This window comes from Pseudomonas sp. B21_DOA, assembly GCA_030544685.1.
Taxonomy (GTDB): Bacteria; Pseudomonadota; Gammaproteobacteria; order Pseudomonadales; family Pseudomonadaceae; genus Aquipseudomonas; species Aquipseudomonas fluorescens_AO.
Window position 1 is genome coordinate 2,215,326 of sequence record CP086683.1, and the last position, 18,234, is coordinate 2,233,559.

General features: G+C 60.5%; 9 protein-coding genes and 6 pseudogenes. 4 read left to right on the forward strand and 11 right to left on the reverse strand.

What is annotated here, in order from left to right:
- The first annotated feature begins 216 nt into the window (after positions 1-216).
- Positions 217-426 (forward strand): cold-shock protein, encoded by a 210-nt coding sequence (locus LJU32_10045; GenBank protein WKV90464.1) that lies wholly within the window; start codon positions 217-219, stop codon positions 424-426.
- 90 nt (positions 427-516) lie between these two features.
- Here the strand turns inward: LJU32_10045 and LJU32_10050 are convergent, their stop codons facing one another.
- The 4 genes from LJU32_10050 to LJU32_10065 all read right to left on the reverse strand — a co-directional run bounded on the left by LJU32_10050 (position 517) and on the right by LJU32_10065 (position 5,733).
- Positions 517-894 carry a hypothetical protein gene (locus LJU32_10050; GenBank protein ID WKV90465.1) on the reverse strand — a complete coding sequence of 126 codons (378 nt, stop codon included), beginning with the start codon at positions 892-894 and terminating at the stop codon, positions 517-519.
- A 75-nt stretch (positions 895-969) separates the two neighbouring features.
- Positions 970-1,779 carry a methyltransferase domain-containing protein gene (locus LJU32_10055; GenBank protein ID WKV90466.1) on the reverse strand — a complete coding sequence of 270 codons (810 nt, stop codon included), beginning with the start codon at positions 1,777-1,779 and terminating at the stop codon, positions 970-972.
- Positions 1,779-2,930, reverse strand: a complete 1,152-nt coding sequence (gene dapE, locus LJU32_10060) for a succinyl-diaminopimelate desuccinylase (protein ID WKV90467.1) — start codon at positions 2,928-2,930, stop codon at positions 1,779-1,781. The genes LJU32_10055 and dapE overlap by 1 nt, the downstream gene beginning before the upstream one ends.
- Positions 2,931-3,141: 211 nt before the next feature.
- Entirely contained in the window at positions 3,142-5,733 is a 2,592-nt protein-coding gene (locus LJU32_10065) for a glycosyltransferase (protein WKV90468.1), read from the reverse strand.
- A gap of 220 nt (positions 5,734-5,953) precedes the next feature.
- Here LJU32_10065 and tcdA point away from each other — a divergent pair.
- Positions 5,954-6,765: pseudogene (gene tcdA, locus LJU32_10070) on the forward strand (tRNA cyclic N6-threonylcarbamoyladenosine(37) synthase TcdA).
- Between the two features lie 117 nt (positions 6,766-6,882).
- Here the strand turns inward: tcdA and LJU32_10075 are convergent.
- The 4 genes and pseudogenes from LJU32_10075 to LJU32_10090 form a co-directional block, all read right to left on the reverse strand.
- Positions 6,883-7,287: a SufE family protein gene (locus tag LJU32_10075; GenBank protein WKV90469.1), complete on the reverse strand. Its 405-nt coding sequence runs from the start codon at positions 7,285-7,287 to the stop codon at positions 6,883-6,885.
- Positions 7,284-8,486, reverse strand: a pseudogene (locus LJU32_10080) (cysteine desulfurase). The gene LJU32_10075 and the pseudogene LJU32_10080 overlap by 4 nt, the downstream one beginning before the upstream one ends.
- Positions 8,487-8,616: 130 nt before the next feature.
- Positions 8,617-9,651 carry a 2,3,4,5-tetrahydropyridine-2,6-dicarboxylate N-succinyltransferase gene (gene dapD / locus LJU32_10085; GenBank protein ID WKV90470.1) on the reverse strand — a complete coding sequence of 345 codons (1,035 nt, stop codon included), beginning with the start codon at positions 9,649-9,651 and terminating at the stop codon, positions 8,617-8,619.
- A 31-nt stretch (positions 9,652-9,682) separates the two neighbouring features.
- Positions 9,683-10,045 (reverse strand): ArsC family reductase, encoded by a 363-nt coding sequence (locus LJU32_10090; GenBank protein WKV90471.1) that lies wholly within the window; start codon positions 10,043-10,045, stop codon positions 9,683-9,685.
- 291 nt (positions 10,046-10,336) lie between these two features.
- On the opposite strand from LJU32_10090, the pseudogene LJU32_10095 reads away from it, so the two are divergent.
- Positions 10,337-11,969, forward strand: a pseudogene (locus LJU32_10095) (Na+/H+ antiporter).
- 44 nt (positions 11,970-12,013) lie between these two features.
- On the opposite strand, the pseudogene dapC reads toward LJU32_10095, so the two are convergent.
- The 3 genes and pseudogenes from dapC to map all read right to left on the reverse strand — a co-directional run bounded on the left by dapC (position 12,014) and on the right by map (position 16,954).
- Positions 12,014-13,212: pseudogene (gene dapC, locus LJU32_10100) on the reverse strand (succinyldiaminopimelate transaminase).
- A 219-nt stretch (positions 13,213-13,431) separates the two neighbouring features.
- A pseudogene (locus LJU32_10105) lies at positions 13,432-16,131 on the reverse strand ([protein-PII] uridylyltransferase).
- A 40-nt stretch (positions 16,132-16,171) separates the two neighbouring features.
- The gene (gene map, locus LJU32_10110) at positions 16,172-16,954 is read right to left on the reverse strand and encodes a type I methionyl aminopeptidase (GenBank protein ID WKV90472.1); all 783 of its coding nucleotides are present in this window, start codon (positions 16,952-16,954) and stop codon (positions 16,172-16,174) included.
- A gap of 372 nt (positions 16,955-17,326) precedes the next feature.
- Between map and rpsB the strand changes: the two are divergent.
- Positions 17,327-18,063 (forward strand): annotated as a pseudogene (gene rpsB, locus LJU32_10115) (30S ribosomal protein S2).
- Positions 18,064-18,234: the final 171 nt, after the last annotated feature.

Consider the following 18,234-nt stretch of genomic DNA (forward strand, 5'->3'; position numbering starts at 1 on the left):
AAAACCGAGCAGGCGCTCGGGCGGTCGATAGTGTGACGGATTCGCTGAAAATCGGCAAAAAAGCGCCGAAGTAATCTCCTGTTGAGAGTTTCTTCACCTGTCATATACTCGGCGCTCTGTTGCCGGTGCCCTGTTATGGACGTCGGACGCAGGCTGACGTTCCTCGAAGGCTTTCCTGCGAAAAGCCTGTTCAATAATAAAAAGGAGTATGAACCGATGGCAACACGCGAAACCGGCAACGTGAAGTGGTTCAACGACGCCAAAGGCTACGGCTTTATCCAGCGCGACGACGGCGTGGACGTGTTCGTGCACTACCGCGCGATACGCGGCGAAGGGCATCGTTCGCTGACTGAAGGCCAGCAGGTCGAATACGCGGTGATTACTGGCGAGAAGGGATTGCAGGCTGAGGATGTTGTAGGCCTGTAACAGCAGCTTCAAGTTTCAAGCTGCAAGCCACAAGCTATAAGCAGTTGCGCTTGAGGCTTGCAGCTTGCAGCTCGTAACTTGCAGCTGCTTTTAAGCCGTTTTCCAGGTGATTTCTTCTTCTCCGTCTTCGCTGATGCGAATCCAGCGATCGGCGGTTTCTTCACCTTCTTCTTCGACCCACGTCCCCGGTGCGCAGCGCACCTCGACGTTCAGTGCGGCAAAGGCTGCACGGGCGCAGGCGATGTCGTCGTCCCATGGGGTCTGGTCGCTTTCCAGGTACAGACTGTTCCACTTGCCCACGGCTTTCGGCAGCCAGGTCACTGGCACGTTGCCGGCCTTGCACTTGTAGGTCTGGCCTTTCTGCACCCAGTCGCTGCACGGGCCCAGCGCTTGGCTGAGCCAGGCGGCGATGGCCTTGTGGTCGACGTCGGCGTCTTTCAGGTAAATCTCGATGTCCGGTTGGCGCATGGATGTCCTCACTGCGGGTCTGAAAAATCCATTCGCGGATTTAGCCGGCCCCGGGCCTGTGCCCGAGACCAAAAGTTATTGAAGAACGAAATAATCGTAGCGCATCGACACGGTGGTCTCGAACGGCTCGGCCTGTTCGATCACTGCCGCACGACGCTCGGCACTGGCACGCCAGCCGTGAGGCGTCATCGCCAACAGGTTGGCGCGGTCCTCGGGCTTGTCCAGAGTCAGCTTGAATTCCAGGGTTTCGCTGTGCGCCAAGGCCATGCCTGCCGGCACCAGAGCCAGGTGCTTGTCGTCGGTGTACTCGCGCACTTCGTCGTACAGGCGCTCGCGCAATTCCATCAGATGGCCACGGGTCGGGCCGACTTTCATCAGCCCGCCGCCGACGCTAAGCAGACGCTTGGCTTCCTCCCAGTCCAGCGGACTGAAGACGCTGGCGAGAAACTGGCAACTGCCTGACGCCAATGGCACGCGGGCCATGCTGGCGATCAACCAGGTGATCGCCGGATTGCGTTTGCAGGCGCGCTTGACCGCTTCGCGGGATATATCCAGCGCATAGCCGTCAGCGGTCGGCAAAGCCTCGGCGATTTGCGCGGTGTAGTAGCCCTCGCCACAACCGATGTCGACCCAGCGCTCTGGCGCATAGCTCGCCGCCAGTTCAGCCAGACGCCTGGCCACCGGCGCGTAATGCCCGGCGTTGAGGAAATCACGCCGCGCCTCGACCATGGCCTGATTGTCGCCCGGGTCGCGGCTGTTCTTGTGCTGCACTGGCAGCAAATTCAGGTACCCCTGACGCGCACGGTCGAACCGATGTCCGGCGGGGCAGACCACGCCGTTATCCACCGCGTTCAGCGGTTCACTGCAGATCGGGCAAGCAAGCATCAGGCGAGCAACTTGATCATTGTCTGGTAGTAGATCTCGGTCAGTACGTCGAGATCCGCCGCCAGCACGCGCTCATTGACCTGGTGGATGGTCGCGTTGACCGGGCCCAGTTCAACCACCTGCGTGCCCATGGTCGCGATGAAACGGCCATCGGAGGTGCCGCCGCTGGTCGATGCTTTGGTCTCGCGACCGGTGATGTCTTTGATGCTCGACGACACCGCATCGAGCAGCGCACCCGGTTCGGTGAGGAACGGCAGGCCGGACAGCGCCCAATCGATGTGCCAGTCCAGGCCATGCTTGTCGAGGATATCGGCAACGCGCTTCTGCAGGCCTTCGACGGTCGATTCGGTGGAGAAGCGGAAGTTGAACACCGCCACCAGATCACCGGGAATCACGTTGGTCGCGCCGGTGCCGGAATTGAGGTTGGAAATCTGGAAACTGGTTGGCGGGAAGAAGTCGTTGCCGTGGTCCCAATGCTCGGCGGCAAGTTCGGCCAGCGCCGGAGCAGCGAGGTGAATCGGGTTCTTCGCCAGATGCGGGTAGGCCACGTGGCCCTGCACACCTTTGACCGTGAGCTTGGCACCGAGGGAGCCGCGACGGCCGTTTTTCACCACATCGCCGACCAGCGTGGTACTCGACGGTTCGCCAACGATGCACCAGTCCAGACGCTCGTTGCGCGCGACCAGACGCTCGACCACAGCCTTGGTGCCGTGATGCGCCGGGCCTTCTTCGTCGCTGGTGATCAGGAAAGCGACCTTGCCTTTATGGTTCGGGTAATCGGCAACAAAGCGTTCAGCGGCGACGGTCATCGATGCCAGGCTGCCTTTCATGTCCGCCGCGCCACGGCCGCAGAGCATGCCGTGTTCGTCGATCATGGCGTTGAACGGATCGATCTGCCATGCGGTAACCGGGCCGGTCGGCACCACGTCGGTGTGACCGGCGAAGCACAGCACCGGGCCGTCGTCGTTGCCATGAGTGGCCCAGAAGTTATCCACATCTTCGATGCGCATCGGCTCCAGGGTAAAACCGGCATCGCCCAGGCGCTGCATCATCTGCTTCTGGCAGTCAGCGTCGACCGGGGTCACGGAAGGACGGCGGATCAGGTCGATGGCCAGTTGAAGGGTCGGCGATAGGTCGGCGTGGGCCGTCATGGAAAACTCCGGGATCATGAATTTGAGCGAGGGCCAATGTGGGAGCGAGCTTGCTCGCGAAAGCGGTGTATCAGGCAACATAAGGGTTGAATGTTACAAAGCCTTCGCGAGCAAGCTCGCTCCCACAGGGATAGGAGAGCGCCCGCAAAATGGCGGTTATCTTAAAGCAAAACGGCGACCATTGGCCGCCGTTTAGTGCTGCGTTGCGGATTTAGACGACCGGCACCGGCTCAGCTTTGGCCGCAGGTTTGGGCAGCGACGACAGGAACGCCATGATCAGCGCCGCCAGATACGGCAGCGACTGCACCAGCAACATGGTCACCCAGAAGCGCATGTCATTGCTCGGAATGCCCTGCACCAGGAAGATCCCCAGCGCCGCGCCCCACAGCAACAGCATAATGAACAGCTCTTCGCGAGCCTCGCTGATCGCCACCCAGAAACCGTGGTTGTCGGCGTTTTTCGGCGTGCGGAAAAACGGAATGCTGCTGGTGAAGAAACCGTACAGCACCGCTTTGGCGATGGTGTGCGACAACGCCAGGCCGGCCAGTGCTGCGCAGAACGCATCCTTCAGATTCACACCGACGGCGCGACGGTAGAGGAAGATGATCTTGCCAACCTTGAACACGAACAGCGCCAGCGGCGGGATCGCGAAAATCAGCAACGGCGGATCGACCCGTTGCGGCACGATGATCATCGCCGCCGACCACAGTAACGCGCCGACGGTGAAGAAGATGTTCATGCCATCAGCGACCCACGGCAGCCAACCGGCGAGGAAGTGATAACGCTGACCGCGAGTCAGTTCGGTGTCCTTGCCGCGCAGCAGGCTGCGGGTGTGGCGCTTGATGATTTGGATCGCGCCGTAGGCCCAACGGAAACGCTGTTTCTTGAAGTCGATGAAGGTATCCGGCATCAGGCCCTTGCCGTAGCTGTCGTGGTAATACGCCGCCGACAGGCCTTTCTCGAACACGCGCAGACCGAGTTCGGCGTCTTCACAGATGCACCAGTCAGCCCAGCCCAACTCTTCCAGTACCGAACGGCGGGTCATGGTCATGGTGCCGTGCTGAATGATCGCGTCACGGTCGTTGCGGGTGACCATGCCGATGTGGAAGAAGCCTTTGTATTCGGCGTAGCACAGTTTTTTGAAAGTGCTTTCGTTCTGGTCGCGATAATCCTGCGGCGACTGCACCACGGCGATTTTCGGGTCGGCGAAGTGCGGCACCATGTGCTTGAGCCAGTTCGGATGCACGCAGTAATCGGAGTCGATCACGGCAATGACTTCGGCATCCTTGGCGGTGTGCGGAATCAGGTAATTCAGCGCGCCGCCCTTGAAACCGGCCAGCGGCGAAACGTGGAAGAACTTGAAGCGCGGGCCGAGGGTTGCGCAGTAATCGCGTACCGGTTCCCACACCGCCGGGTCCTTGGTGTTGTTGTCGATTATCAGGACTTCGAAGTCCGGATAATCGAGTGCGGCGAGGGCGTCGAGGGTCTGTTTGACCATCTCTGGCGGCTCGTTGTAGCAGGGCACGTGGATCGACACTTTCGGTCGATAATCGGAATCGCCCAGCACTGGCAGGAATTCCCGACGGCGCTTGTGAATCCACACCGCTTCGGCCAGTTCATGGGCCTCGGTGAGCAGCACGATGAAGACCCCGAGCGCACCGAGCGCCAAGAGGAATCCGACCGTGAGGCTGAACCACGTGCTGTATTGCTGGCTGTAGTCGTAGCCGATGTACACCAGCACCGAACCGCAGAGGAACGCGATAAAGGTCAGAAACGTGCGACCGCGCTGGCGCAGCGCCGAGCCGTCGATCATCAGCAGGGTCAGCGACAGCAGCGCCAGCACCACCGAGCCGATGGCCAGCACGCGCCATTGCGGAATCGCCACCACCGGGCCTTCGAAATTGAATTTCTGCTGGCGCGCGGCATTGAACACGCCCCAGTAGGCGCCGACCGAACCTTCATCGCTGGCCTTCCACGGCTGATCGAACGCTTCGATCACGAAGTAGTTGAAGCCTTGGCGATTGAGCTTGTTAACCAGCGTGCGCAGATAAATTGCCTGATCCGCCGGCGAGGCATCGGCGCCACCGCGCATGCGACCGTTGCTCGGCCAGCCGACCTCGGAGAGCAGCAGCGGTTTTTTCGGAAACAGTTTCTTCAGATCGCGGGCGCGGTCGAAGACGAACTGGCCAGCCTTGTCGACCGGAATGAATTCCCAGTAGGGCAGGACGTGGGCGGCGATCAGGTCAACGTGCTTGGCCAGTTGCGGATATTTCTCCCAGATGTGCCATTGCTCGGAGGTGGTCACCGGTACTTTGACCGCAGCGCGCACCCGATCCAGCAGAACGATCAAGGCCTCAGGGGTGATCTCTTCGCGAAACAGCGCTTCGTTGCCGACCACCACGCGCACGACGCTGCGCGAGGTATTGGCCAGTTCGATGGCTTTGGTGATTTCCCGTTCGTTGCGTTCCTGATCCGGGCTGATCCAGATACCGAGGGTGACACGCAGGCCGAATTCCTCCGCCAGTTTCGGGATGTCTCCCAGCGAACCGTCGACCGAATAGATCCGGATGTTGTCGGTCAGCTTGCTCATGATTTCCAGGTCACGGCGCATTTCATCGTCAGACGGATACTGATCCTTCTGAGGGAATTGCCCCTGCTGGAATGGCGAATACGAGAAGCCGGAGATTTGCTGCGGCCAGTTCGGCGCCGTGACCGGGCGATTGACCAGCGCCCAGAAACCGGTGAACAAGGCAGCGATGGCCAGCACCACCACCAGGTTGAGTCCAAATTTACGCGATGACATAGCTGTTTCGGGTTCCAAAGGCTGTGGAACGAAGGATCGGTCGGATAGATGCCCGAGGGGCGCGCATCCTACACCGGCAGTTAACCAGTCGTACAACTGACGGGAAAATGCCTGACATTGGGCAGCCGTCTCTGACTTAAGTTCTTACACTTGTCGCTTGCAGCTTAAAACTTGTCCCTGCGTGGCCCTATAATGCGCGCCGGTTTTTGGGGTAATGGTCATGAGTACAGAAGATCCGCGGTTTGCAGGCATCGCCCGTTTGTATGGCATCGAGGGCCTGGAACGCCTGCGCGCCGCCCATGTGGCAATCGTCGGCGTCGGCGGCGTCGGTTCCTGGGCGGCGGAAGCCATGGCCCGTTGCGGGGTTGGCGAGATCTCGCTGTTCGACCTCGACGACGTCTGCGTCAGCAATGCCAACCGCCAGTTGCACGCCTTGGACAGCACTGTCGGCAAACCCAAGGTCGAGGTGATGGCCGAGCGTCTGCGCGGGATCAACCCTGATTGCACGGTGCACGCCGTGGCCGATTTCGTTACCCGCGACACCATGGCCGAATACATCACGCCGAACATCGACTGCGTGATCGACTGCATCGATGCGGTCAACGCCAAAGCGGCGCTGATCGCCTGGTGCAAGCGCCGCAAGATCCAGATCATCACCACCGGCGGCGCCGGCGGGCAGATTGACCCGACGCTGATTCAGGTTTGTGATCTGAACCGCACCTTTAACGACCCGCTGGCTTCGAAAGTGCGCTCAACCTTGCGCCGGGACTACGGCTTTTCCCGCACCGTGACCCGCCACTACAGCGTGCCGTGTGTGTTTTCCACGGAACAGCTGCGCTACCCCAAACCGGACGGCAGCATTTGCCTGCAGAAGAGTTTTGTCGGCGACGGCGTGAAGCTCGACTGCGCCGGCGGGTTTGGCGCGGTGATGATGGTCACGGCGACGTTTGGTATGGTCGCGGCGACCAAGGCTGTGGACAAGATTGTGGCGGGGTGCGGCGGCCGGCTGACAGAGTTAAACCTCAGGTTTGAGCTGTGTGGCTGCTGGCCTCATCGCTGGCAAGCCAGCTCCCACAGATATTTCAGTGAGCTCACTGTATCTGTGAACACCATGGAACCCTGTGGGAGCTGGCTTGCCAGCGATGGCGATCAGCCTGCCAACTCATTCATCCGCTGGAGCACCGCATTCAGGCCATTGCTGCGCGAAGGCGACAGCTGCCGCGACAAGCCCAACTGATTGAACCACTCCGGCAAATCCACCTGCTGCAACTCCGCCGCCGACAACCCGTTGACCCGCAACAGCAACAACGCCACCAATCCGCGAATCATCCGCGCATCGCTGCTCGCCTTGAACTGCCAATGACCGTCGCGCAAATCACCGACCAGCCACACCTGGCTCTCACAACCATGCACCCGATTGGCCTCGCACTTTTCAGTGTCATCCAACGCCGGCAAGCGATCGCCAAACTGCATCAGCAGCCGCGCCCGCTGTTCCCAGCCAGCCGCGTTCTGAAAGATCTGCAGCGCCTCTGCCGCTTCCACCGGCAGGCTCATCGCAACATCTCCAGCGCCTGATCCAGCGCCTCGAAAAAGCGCTCCAGATCTTCCGAATCGTTATACAGCGCCAGCGACACGCGAATCGCGCCGGCCAGTTCGAAGCTCTTCATCAGCGGCATGGCGCAGTGATGCCCCGCACGCACGGCAATGCCTTGTTCGGTCAGCAAGTGCGCAAGATCGGCGTTGTGCACGCCTTCGACGACAAAACTGGCCAGCGCCAATTGCGGCTTGCCGAGCAGGCGAATGCCATTGCGTGCGGCGAGGCCGTGCAGCAGATAGTCGTGCAGTGCCGCTTCGTGGGCAGATACGGCGTCCTGATCCAGACCGGCCAAGTAGTCGAGGGTTGCTCCGAGGCCGATGACGCTGGCGATCGGGGTGTGCCCGCCTCGAACCCCAAAGGCGCCGGCCGGAAGCGCGAATCCTGATAGTTGGCGTCGAGCACCATCTCGCCGCCGAACTGCCAGTGCTGCAATCGCTCCAGCGCAGCGTTGCGCCCGAACAGCACGCCCAGACCATCCGGGCCGTAGAGCTTGTGGCTGGAAAACACATAGAAGTCGCAACCCAGCGCCTGCACATCATGCCGGCCGTGCACCACACCTTGCGCGCCATCGACTACCGTGAGCGCGTTCTGCGCCTTGGCCATGCCGAGCAAAGCGGTCAGTGGCTGCCAGGCGCCAAGCACGTTGGACAACTGGCTGACCGCCAACAAACGTGTGCGCGGGCCGATCAGATGCACGGCAGCGGCGAGGTCGATCAGGCCGTCGGCATCCAGCGGCAGGATCACCAGTTTCAGCTGACGGCGTTGCGCCAGTTGCTGCCACGGCAGCAGGTTGGCGTGATGCTCCAGAGCGCTGATGACAATCTCATCGCCCGGCTGAAACAGAGGCTCCAGACCATAAGCCAGCAGATTCAGCGCGCTGGTGGCACCATGCGTGAAGATGATTTGCCCGCTGTCACCGGCATTCAGCCATTGGCCAACCTTGCGCCGACTGTCTTCGAACGCTTGTGTCGCGTGGGCACCGGGCAGGTGTTGCGCACGATGTACATTGGCCGCGCCGTTGGCGTAGTAATGCGTCAGTGCGTCAAGTAGGGCTTGTGGTTTTTGCGTGGTGGCGGCGCTGTCCAGATAGGTCTGGTCTTGCCGTTGCAGAGCGGCGATGGCCGGGAAATCGGCGCGCCAGGGGAGGGATCATCATGAGTTCAGCCCTGTGAAATTGGGCGGGGTGTACGCCAAACCTTGTGGGAGCGAGCCTGCTCGCGAAAGCATCCTTGAGGACGCCAGAAGCTTCGCGAGCAGGCTCGCTCCCACAGAGATCAACGCGCTGCTTAGTTGTGAGCGTGCAGCGCTTCGTTCAGTTCGATCGCCGATTTGTGGGTTTTGCACTCCACAGCACCGGTTTCCGAATTGCGACGGAACAGCAGGTCAGTCTGACCGGCCAATTCACGCGCCTTCACCACCTTGACCAGATTGTTGTTTTCGTCGAGCAGCGCAACCTTGGTGCCAGCGGTCACGTACAGGCCCGATTCCACAGTGTTGCGGTCGCCCAGCGGAATGCCGATGCCGGCGTTGGCGCCGATCAGGCAGCCTTCGCCGACCTTGATCACGATGTTGCCGCCGCCCGACAGGGTGCCCATGGTCGAGCAACCGCCGCCCAGGTCCGAACCCTTGCCGACGAAGACGCCAGCGGAAACGCGGCCTTCGATCATGCCCGGGCCTTCGGTGCCGGCGTTGAAGTTGATGAAACCTTCGTGCATGACGGTGGTGCCTTCGCCGACATAAGCGCCCAGACGCAGACGTGCCGCATCAGCGATACGCACGCCGGCCGGTACTACGTAGTCGGTCATTTTCGGGAACTTGTCCACCGAGAACACTTCCAGCAGCTCGCCGCGCAGGCGTGCTTCGAGTTGCATTTCCGCCAGTTCGCTCAGGTCGATCGCGCCCTGGCTGGTCCACGCCACGTTCGGCAGCAGCGGGAAGATACCGGCGAGGCTGACGCCGTGCGGCTTGACCAGACGGTGCGACAGCAGATGCAGCTTGAGGTAGGCCTCAGGCGTGGAGGTCAGTTGCGCGTCTTCGGCCAGCAAAGTGGCGACCAGCGGCTTGTGGCTTTCGGCCAGGCGGGTCAGGAGCTTGCCTTGCACGGCGTCGATGCCTTTGACGGCTTCAGCCAGTTGCGCAGCCTGGGCGGTGGTGAAGGTGATGGCCTGGTTGCCTTCGGTGTAACCGAGGATCGGTGCAACAGCCGCGACCAGTTCGGCCGAAGGATTGAGCAGTGGCTGGGCGTAGAACACTTCCAGCCATGCGCCTTGACGGTTCTGGGTGCCGACACCAAAGGCGATGCTGAACAGGGAATTGGACATGTGAATACCTCTACAAAGGGTGACGGGCTGCTTACTTCAGAGCAGCCGCGTAGATATCTGGCTTGAAGCCAATCAGGGTTCGATCACCGAGATCGAGCACCGGGCGCTTGATCATCGAGGGTTGCGCGAGCATCAGTTCGATGGCTTTCGACTGGTCGAGATCGGCTTTGCGTTCGTCGTCGAGTTTGCGAAAGGTCGTGCCGGCGCGGTTCAACACGGTTTGCCAGCCGTGCTCGTCGCACCATTGGCTCAGGTGCTCACGGTCAATGCCGGCGGTCTTGTAATCGTGAAAGTCATAGCTGACAGCGTGTTCATCAAGCCAGGTGCGCGCCTTTTTCATGGTGTCGCAGGCTTTGATGCCGAAAAGGTGCAACGTTTTACTTGAAACGGCCAAGGAATCGCCCCCTTTACAGGTGCTGGAAAAAATGGTGACGGATTATGCCATGACCGGACGGTTTCGTCGGCCACGGTTGTCGTAACGCTGTAAAACCTGTGGGAGCGAGCTTGCTCGCGAACGGGGCCTGTCAGTCAACTTCTGTGCTGAATGACACACTGCATTCGCGAGCAAGCTCGCTCCCACATTTAGTCCGGCGTCCAGGCGTGCGACGTATGTGCAACGGTCAGCCACAGCCTAAGGCGCTAATATGGCAGTTCAACGCTGTCGATCGCCTGAGATTCTGGTTTTATGCAAACTGCTTACACCGTCCTGATCCTGCTGATGCTGGTCAGCCTCTCGCGCCTGGTCGGGCGGGTCATCCCGCTGCCGTTGCCGCTGGTGCAAATCGCCGCCGGTGCCTTGCTCGCCTGGCCGACTTTGGGCCTGCACGTCGCCCTCGATCCCGAGTTGTTCCTGTTTCTGTTCCTGCCGCCGCTGCTGTTTTCCGATGGCTGGCGCATGCCCAAACGCGCACTCTGGCAACTGCGCGGGCCGATCCTGACGCTGGCCGTCGGCCTTGTTCTGTTCACCGTAGTCGGCGCCGGTTATTTCATTCATTGGCTGTTGCCGACGATTCCGTTGCCGGTGGCCTTTGCTTTGGCAGCGGTTTTGTCGCCGACCGACGCCGTCGCAGTTTCGGCGATTTCGCAGAACCGCTTGCCAACGCCGCTGATGCACATGCTGCAAGGCGAGGCGCTGATGAATGACGCCTCGGGCCTGGTGACCTTCAAGTTCGCCCTCGCTGCGGCGGTCACAGGCGTGTTCTCACTGACCAATGCCAGCCTGACGTCTCGTCGCGGTGGCGCTGGGTGGTCTGGCGGTCGGCGTGGCGTTGAGCTGGCTGGTCGGGCGCCTGCGCGCGTGGATGATCGCCCGGGGCTGGGACGATCCGGCCACTCACGTGGTGTTCATGTTGCTGCTGCCGTTCGCCGCTTACGTATTGGCCGAACGTTTGGGCGCTTCAGGGATTCTCTCGGCGGTAGCGGCAGGGATGATGCAGAGCTGGCTCGACCTGTTGCCACGCCAGACCAGCACACGCTTGCTCAACCGCAGTGTCTGGGCGCTGCTCGAATTTGCCTTCAATGGCTTGATCTTCTTGCTGCTCGGCCTGCAGTTGCCAGACATCATCAAGGCCGTGGTCAGCCACGAACCGACGGTCTGGCCGACCCTGTTCTACCGCTGCCTCGATGTACTGGCGATTTTCGTTGCGCTGGTGCTGCTGCGCTTCATCTGGGTGCAGAGCATCTGGCGCTTGTCGGTGTTGCTGCGCCGAGTGCGCGGCAAGGGTGAGCTGACGCAAGTGCCGACGGCGCGTTCATGCTGGTTGCTGACGGTGGGCGGTGTGCGCGGGGCGGTGACGCTGGCGGGCGTGATGTCGGTGCCGATGCTGATCGGCGCCGAGGCTTTTCCTGAACGCGACTTGCTGATTTTCATTGCTGCCGGGGTGATTCTGCTGTCGCTGGTCTCGGCCTGTATCGCGCTGCCCTTGCTGCTGCGCGGCATCGACAAAAGTCCCGACGACAAGCGTCGTCAGGAAGTGCGCGACGCTTGGCGCAAGACTGCCGAAGCGGCGATTCACTCGCTGGAAAGCGAAGAAGTGGTCCCACAGGATGCCGCTCAAGCGGCGCTGGCGGCGGAACTCAAGGCGCGGATCATGTCCGAATATCGCCATCAACTTGATGTGTTCAACGATTCCGCCGAAGCCCAGGCGCTGGCATTCCAGATGGATCTGCTTGAACGGCGTTTGCGCTTGAAAGCACTGCGCGCGCAGCGTCTTGAGCTTTACAGTCTGAGCCGTCAGCACCAGATCGGTGATGACGTGTTGCGAGAAGTGCTCGGGGAACTGGATTTGAGCGAGGCCAATCTGGGGCAGGTCAAATAATCGCTTGAGCGCTTGCAGCAGTGGCTGCCGCAAGCGCTCCGCAATCACTTCTGGCGGGTGATGAAGTCGCGAATACGTTCGGCGGCTTCAACGCACTCAGCCAGCGGCGCAACCAGCGCCATGCGTACCCGGCCGGCCCCGGGTTGACGCCATCGACATCGCGAGACAGGTACGAGCCCGGCACAACGGTCACATGCTCCTGCTCGAACAGATCACGGCAGAACGCCGCGTCATCGCCTTTTACATTCGGCCACAGATAGAAGCTGCCATCCGGGCGCTGTACGTCCAGCACCGGGCTGAGGATGTTCAGCACCGCATCGAACTTCTCGCGATACAGCGCACGGTTGGCGCGCACATGCACTTCGTCATTCCACGCGGCAACGCTGGCCAGTTGAGTCTGTACCGGCATCGCGCAGCCGTGGTAAGTGCGATAGAGCAGGAAACCCTTGAGGATGTCGGCATCGCCGGCAACGAAGCCTGAACGCAGGCCCGGCAGGTTGGAGCGCTTGGACAGACTGTGGAAGACCACGCAGCGCTTGAAGTCATTGCGACCCAGTTCGACGCAGGCGCTGAGCAGGCCCGGCGGTGGGGTTTGCTCGTCGAAGTACAGTTCGCTGTAACACTCGTCGGCGGCAATCACGAAGTCGTACTGATCAGCCAGGGCGATCAGCTTCTTCAGGGTCTCGACCGGAATCAGCGCGCCGGTCGGATTGCCCGGCGAGCACAGGAACAGAATCTGGCAGCGCTGCCAGATCTGCGGCGCTACCGCGTCGAAGTCCGGGTTGAAGCCGTTTTCATCCAGGCATGGCAGGTAATGCGGCTTGGCCCCGGCGAGGAACGCCGCGCCTTCGTAGATCTGATAGAACGGGTTGGGGCTGACCACCAGCGCATCGTCGCCACGATTGACCACGGTCTGGGTGAAGGCGAACAGCGCTTCACGGGTGCCGTTGACCGGCAGCACATTGCGCGCCGGATCGATCCAGCCGTTCGGCACACCGAAGCGCCGCTCGCACCAGCCGGCGATGGCTTCGCGCAGAGCCGGAATGCCGAGAGTGGTCGGATACACGGCCATCTGATCCAGATTATTCGCCAGCGCTTCGGCGACAAAACCCGGCGAACGGTGTTTCGGCTCGCCGATCGACAGGGCGATCGGGCGTTTGTCCGGGTTCGGCGTAACACTGCCGAGCAGGGCACGGAGTTTTTCGAACGGGTACGGCTGGAGCTGGTTCAGAGCGTTGTTCATGGGGGCCTCTTTTAAATGCTCAAGAGCTTTCTGTGGCGAGGGATTTATCCCCGTTGGGCTGCGCAGCGGCCGCAAAACCATTCACTGCGGTTCAACTGAATGTCCGCATACACAGGTTTTACGACTGCTTCGCAGCCGAACGGGGATAAATCCCTCGCCACAGGGATTGTATGTACCGGAGGAAAGCATGGGCTGCATTCACAGGGATAAACGGGTGATTCAGATACTGATCCGCGAAAGTTTGATATCCGGTTCCTGATTGACGCTCAGCTGTTCGACGATCGCATCCTGCAAGCGGCTGCACAGCAGCGGATCGGACAGCGGCTGGTTGTGCGCGTCGGTGATGAAGAACACGTCTTCCACGCGTTCGCCCAGGGTCGCAATCTTGGCGTTCTGCAGCGACAGGTCGAACTCGAGGAAAATCCCCCGACCCGCGCCAGCAGGCCCGGCCGGTCGGGCGCGGTCAGCTCCAGCACGGTTACCGGACGCTGGGCATCGTTGTGAATGGTGACCTGCGGCGCAAAGGCAAAATGCTTGAGCTGGCGCGGCACGCGGCGCTGGATGATCGTCGGGTAATCGTCCGGGTTGCGCAGAGCTTCGGTCAGACCTTCGCGGATCTGCTTGATCCGCGCCGGGTTGTCGCCGATCGATTCGCCTTCGTTGTCGAGCACGATGTAGGTGTCGAGGGTGAACTGGCTGCTCGAGGTAATGACCCGGGCGTCGTGAATGTTCAGGTTGAGCTGGTCCATCGCGGCCACGGTCACGGCGAAGAAGTCGTGCTGGTCCGGTGCATAAATGAAGATCTGCGTGCCGCCCTCGAACTCGCGCTGGGTGGTTTCCTTGATCAGCACCAGCGGCCCGCCATCGACCGGTTGCTGCAGGATCGCATCGCTGTGCCAAGCTACATCGCCGGCGGTATGACGCAGAAAATAGTCATCGCCCAGTTGCGCCCACAGCTGCTCGACATCGTCCGGGTCGGTACCGCCGCGCACGAGGATGTCCAGCGCCGCGCTTTGCGTCTGACGGATCTGTTCTTCGCGGTCCACCGGATTTTCCAGACCGCGGCGCAGGGCCCGTTTGGTTTCGGTGTAGAGCTGGCGCAACAGGCTGGCGCGCCATGAATTCCACAGCGTCGGGTTAGTCGCATTGATGTCGGCCACGGTCAGCACGTAGAGGTAGTCGAGGCGGGTTTCATCTCCGACCGCCTGGGCGAAATCGTGGATCACCTGTGGGTCGGACAGATCCTTGCGCTGCGCAGTGGTGGACATCACCAGGTGGTTCTGCACCAGCCAGACGATCAGGCGGCTGTCCCACACCGGCAACTGGTGACGCTGGCAGAACGCTTCGGCATCGACTGCGCCGATCTCCGAGTGATCGCCGTGCCGGCCCTTGCCGATGTCGTGGTACAGGCCGGCCATGTAGATCAGTTCAGGCTTGGGCAGTTTGGCCATGAGCTTGGCGGCCAGCGGAAATTTCTCCGAAACCTGGGTGTACTGCAGTTTGCGCAGGTGCTTGATCAGGTTCAGCGTGTGCGCATCGACCGTATAGATGTGGAACAAGTCGTGCTGCATCTGCCCGACGATAAAGCCGAACTCCGGCAGATAGCGCCCGAGAATGCCGTAACGGTTCATCCGCCGCAGATTGCGGTGGATGCCGATCTTGCACTTGAACAATTCGATGAACAGGCTGGTGTTGCGGATATCGTTGCGGAAGTTGTCGTCGATCAGGTGCCGGTGTTCGCGCAGCAGACGAATGGTGTCGGCGCGCACCCTTTGATTTCCGGCTGCTGGGCCATCAGCACGAAAATTTCCAGCATGGCGAACGGCGTGCGCCTGAACACGTTGTCATTGCGCGCTTCGATGTAGCCGTCATGCAGCTGGAAGCGCGAATTGATCGGTTGTGGCGGCGCTTCGTCTTCCGGGGCGAGGATGACTTCCTCGAAGTGCTGGATGATCAGGTCGCTCAACTGGGCGATGCTCATCACCGTACGAAAGTATTGCTGCATGAAGTTTTCGACCGCCTGTTTGGCGTCGTCACCTTCAAAACCGAGCAGGCCGGCAATGGTGCGCTGGTGATCGAACAGCAAGCGGTCTTCGGAACGACCGGCGAGCATGTGCAAGGCATAACGCACTTTCCACAGGAATTCCTGCGACGAGGCGAGCAGGGCGTTTTCGCTTTCGACCAGGAACCCTTCGCCGGCGAGGGCGCGCAGGTTCAGGGTGCCGTACTGACGGCGGGCCACCCACAGAATGGTCTGAATATCGCGCAGGCCGCCGGGCGAGCCTTTGACGTTCGGTTCAAGGTTGTATTCGGTGTCGTTGTATTTGTGGTGACGTGCTTTTGTTCGGCACGCTTGGCGAGGAAGAACTCCTTGGCCGGCCACATGTGCGCGGTGCTGGTGACATCGAGCATGCGCTGACGCAGACGCTCGGGGCCGCAGATGGTGCGGCTTTCCATCAGGTTGGTGACCACGGTCAGGTCGGCGCGGGCTTCTTCTGCGCATTCGTCGACCGAGCGCACGCTCTGGCCGACTTCCAGGCCGATGTCCCACAGCAGGGTCAGAAAGCGCTCGATGGAATCGCGGAAAACTTCATGGTCAGCGCTGTCGAGCAGGATCAGCAGATCAATGTCGGAGTAAGGGTGCAGCTCGCCGCGACCGTAGCCGCCCACCGCCACGAGAGCGATGTCGGCGTCTTCGCTCCAGTTGAATTGTTCCCAGGCCTTTTGCAGGATGTTGTCGACGAACCAGGCGCGGTCTTCGATGAGGCGGCGGATATCGCGGCCATTGCGAAAACGCGTGTCGAGGACCTCGCGGGCCTGGCGGATCGCCTTCTTGAACGCCGCGATGGGGCTAGCTTTGAGGGCCAGTTCAGCCTGGAACTGGCCGCGGTCGAAGAGTTCGGGATCCACCTGCGGCATCGATTGGCTTTCCTTCTGTAGGCTGGGAACGTACTGGGTCTCAGGCCGAGATGCGCGGGATGGTGTCATCGCTGCGCAAGGTGAAGATCTCGTAGCCGGTGTCGGTCACCAGCAGCGTGTGTTCCCACTGGGCCGAAAGCTTGCGGTCCTTGGTGATTGCGGTCCAGCCGTCGCCGAGTACCTTGGTGTCAGCCTTGCCCTGGTTGATCATCGGCTCGATGGTGAAGGTCATGCCAGCCTTCAGTTCCATGCCAGTGCCGGCGCGGCCGTAGTGCAGGATCTGCGGTTCTTCGTGGAAGACCTTGCCGATGCCGTGGCCGCAGAACTCACGCACCACCGAGAAGCCGTTCTTTTCCGCGTGCTTCTGGATCACTTCACCGATATCGCCAAGGCGGCAGCCGGGTTTGACGATCTCGATCGCCTTGTACATGCATTCCTGGGTGACTTGCGACAGGCGCTCGGCCCAGACCGGCACTTCGCCGACGTGGAACATGCGGCTGGTGTCGCCGTGGTAGCCGTCCTTGATCACCGTGACGTCGATGTTCAGCGTGTCGCCGTTTTTCAGCGGCTTGTCATTCGGGATGCCGTGGCAGACCACATGGTTGATCGAGGTGCAGATCGACTTCGGATAGCCTTTGTAGTTGAGCGGGGCAGGGATGGCCTGCTGCACATTGACGATGTAGTCATGGCAGATCTGGTTGAGCTGATCAGTGGTCACGCCCGGTTTGACATGTTCGGCAATCATTTCCAGCACATCGGCGGCCAGTTTACCGGCGACACGCATGCCAGCGATGTCCTCGGGTGTTTTGAGGTTGACGGTCATACAGGCTCTCTCTGCGCTCGGCGGCGCTTACGGATACGAATTGGGTGGCAAGCGTACATTTTGCGACCCTGAAAAACGCGATTCTACCAGACGGGAGGCGCAAATCCGCGCCTGCATGTCCGGCTTCTATCTATACAATGGTGCGCATCGAGCCGATTCCAAGGGGCTGCGCCCATGTCCCTGGTGCGAATACAGATTCCGGGTTCCGTTTCTGCGCACCCTGTGGTATAAAATGCGCCGCTTTCCGGGGATGCCCCGAAAAGCTTAAATCCACACACGTGTCGACACGATGACCTGGGTGCCTTGGGCTTTATGCCTCTGGTTGGTCATTGGGATACGTGGAGGCCAAACCCGACTTATCAAGGAACTATCATGTCCCAAGTCAACATGCGCGATATGCTGAAGGCCGGTGTGCACTTCGGTCACCAAACCCGTTACTGGAATCCGAAAATGGGCAAGTACATTTTCGGCGCGCGTAACAAGATTCACATCATCAACCTTGAAAAACCCTGCCAATGTTCAACGAAGCTCTGACTTTCGTAGAACGTCTGGCCCAGGGCAAAAACAAGATTCTGTTCGTCGGCACCAAGCGTTCCGCTGGCAAGATCGTTGCTGAAGAAGCAGCACGTTGCGGTTCGCCGTACGTCGATCACCGCTGGTTGGGCGGCATGCTGACCAACTTCAAGACCATTCGTGCTTCCATCAAGCGTCTGCGTGACCTTGAAGTTCAAGCCGAAGACGGTACTTTCGCCAAGCTGACCAAGAAAGAAGCGCTGATGCGTTCCCGTGATCTTGAGAAGCTGGATCGTTCGCTGGGCGGCATCAAGGACATGGGTGGTCTGCCGGACGCACTGTTCGTGATCGACGTTGACCACGAGCGCATCGCGATCACCGAAGCCAACAAGCTGGGCATCCCGGTCATCGGCGTTGTCGATACCAACAGCAGCCCGGAAGGCGTTGACTACATCATCCCAGGCAACGATGACGCCATTCGCGCTATCCAGCTGTACATGGGTTCGATGGCTGACGCAGTTATCCGCGGTCGCAACAATGTTGCTGGCGGTACTGTTGAATTCGCAGCTGAAGAAACTCAGGCTGCAGCTGAGTAATCGACGCCCCTGGCGTTGACTCAGTAAGCAAAAAGGGGCTTGGCCCCTTTTTGCCACCTCGAAAACCATTTGTCGGCGCCCACGTCTGTATTTGTCATGTGCGGCAGCCAACATGGGTGGTTCGGGAAGAATTGAACGCCCGTTCGATCGGGTGGAATGGTTGAAAACCTA

Bases quoted from the DNA above. Each gene is read 5' to 3' on its own strand.
- LJU32_10045 (WKV90464.1), top strand. From the start codon at position 217: ATGGCAACACGCGAAACCGGCAACGTGAAGTGGTTCAACGACGCCAAA.
- LJU32_10050 (WKV90465.1), bottom strand. From the start codon at position 894: ATGCGCCAACCGGACATCGAGATTTACCTGAAAGACGCCGACGTCGAC.
- LJU32_10055 (WKV90466.1), bottom strand. From the start codon at position 1,779: ATGCTTGCTTGCCCGATCTGCAGTGAACCGCTGAACGCGGTGGATAAC.
- dapE (WKV90467.1), bottom strand. From the start codon at position 2,930: ATGACGGCCCACGCCGACCTATCGCCGACCCTTCAACTGGCCATCGAC.
- LJU32_10065 (WKV90468.1), bottom strand. From the start codon at position 5,733: ATGTCATCGCGTAAATTTGGACTCAACCTGGTGGTGGTGCTGGCCATC.
- LJU32_10075 (WKV90469.1), bottom strand. From the start codon at position 7,287: ATGAGCCTGCCGGTGGAAGCGGCAGAGGCGCTGCAGATCTTTCAGAAC.
- dapD (WKV90470.1), bottom strand. From the start codon at position 9,651: ATGTCCAATTCCCTGTTCAGCATCGCCTTTGGTGTCGGCACCCAGAAC.
- map (WKV90472.1), bottom strand. From the start codon at position 16,954: ATGACCGTCAACCTCAAAACACCCGAGGACATCGCTGGCATGCGTGTC.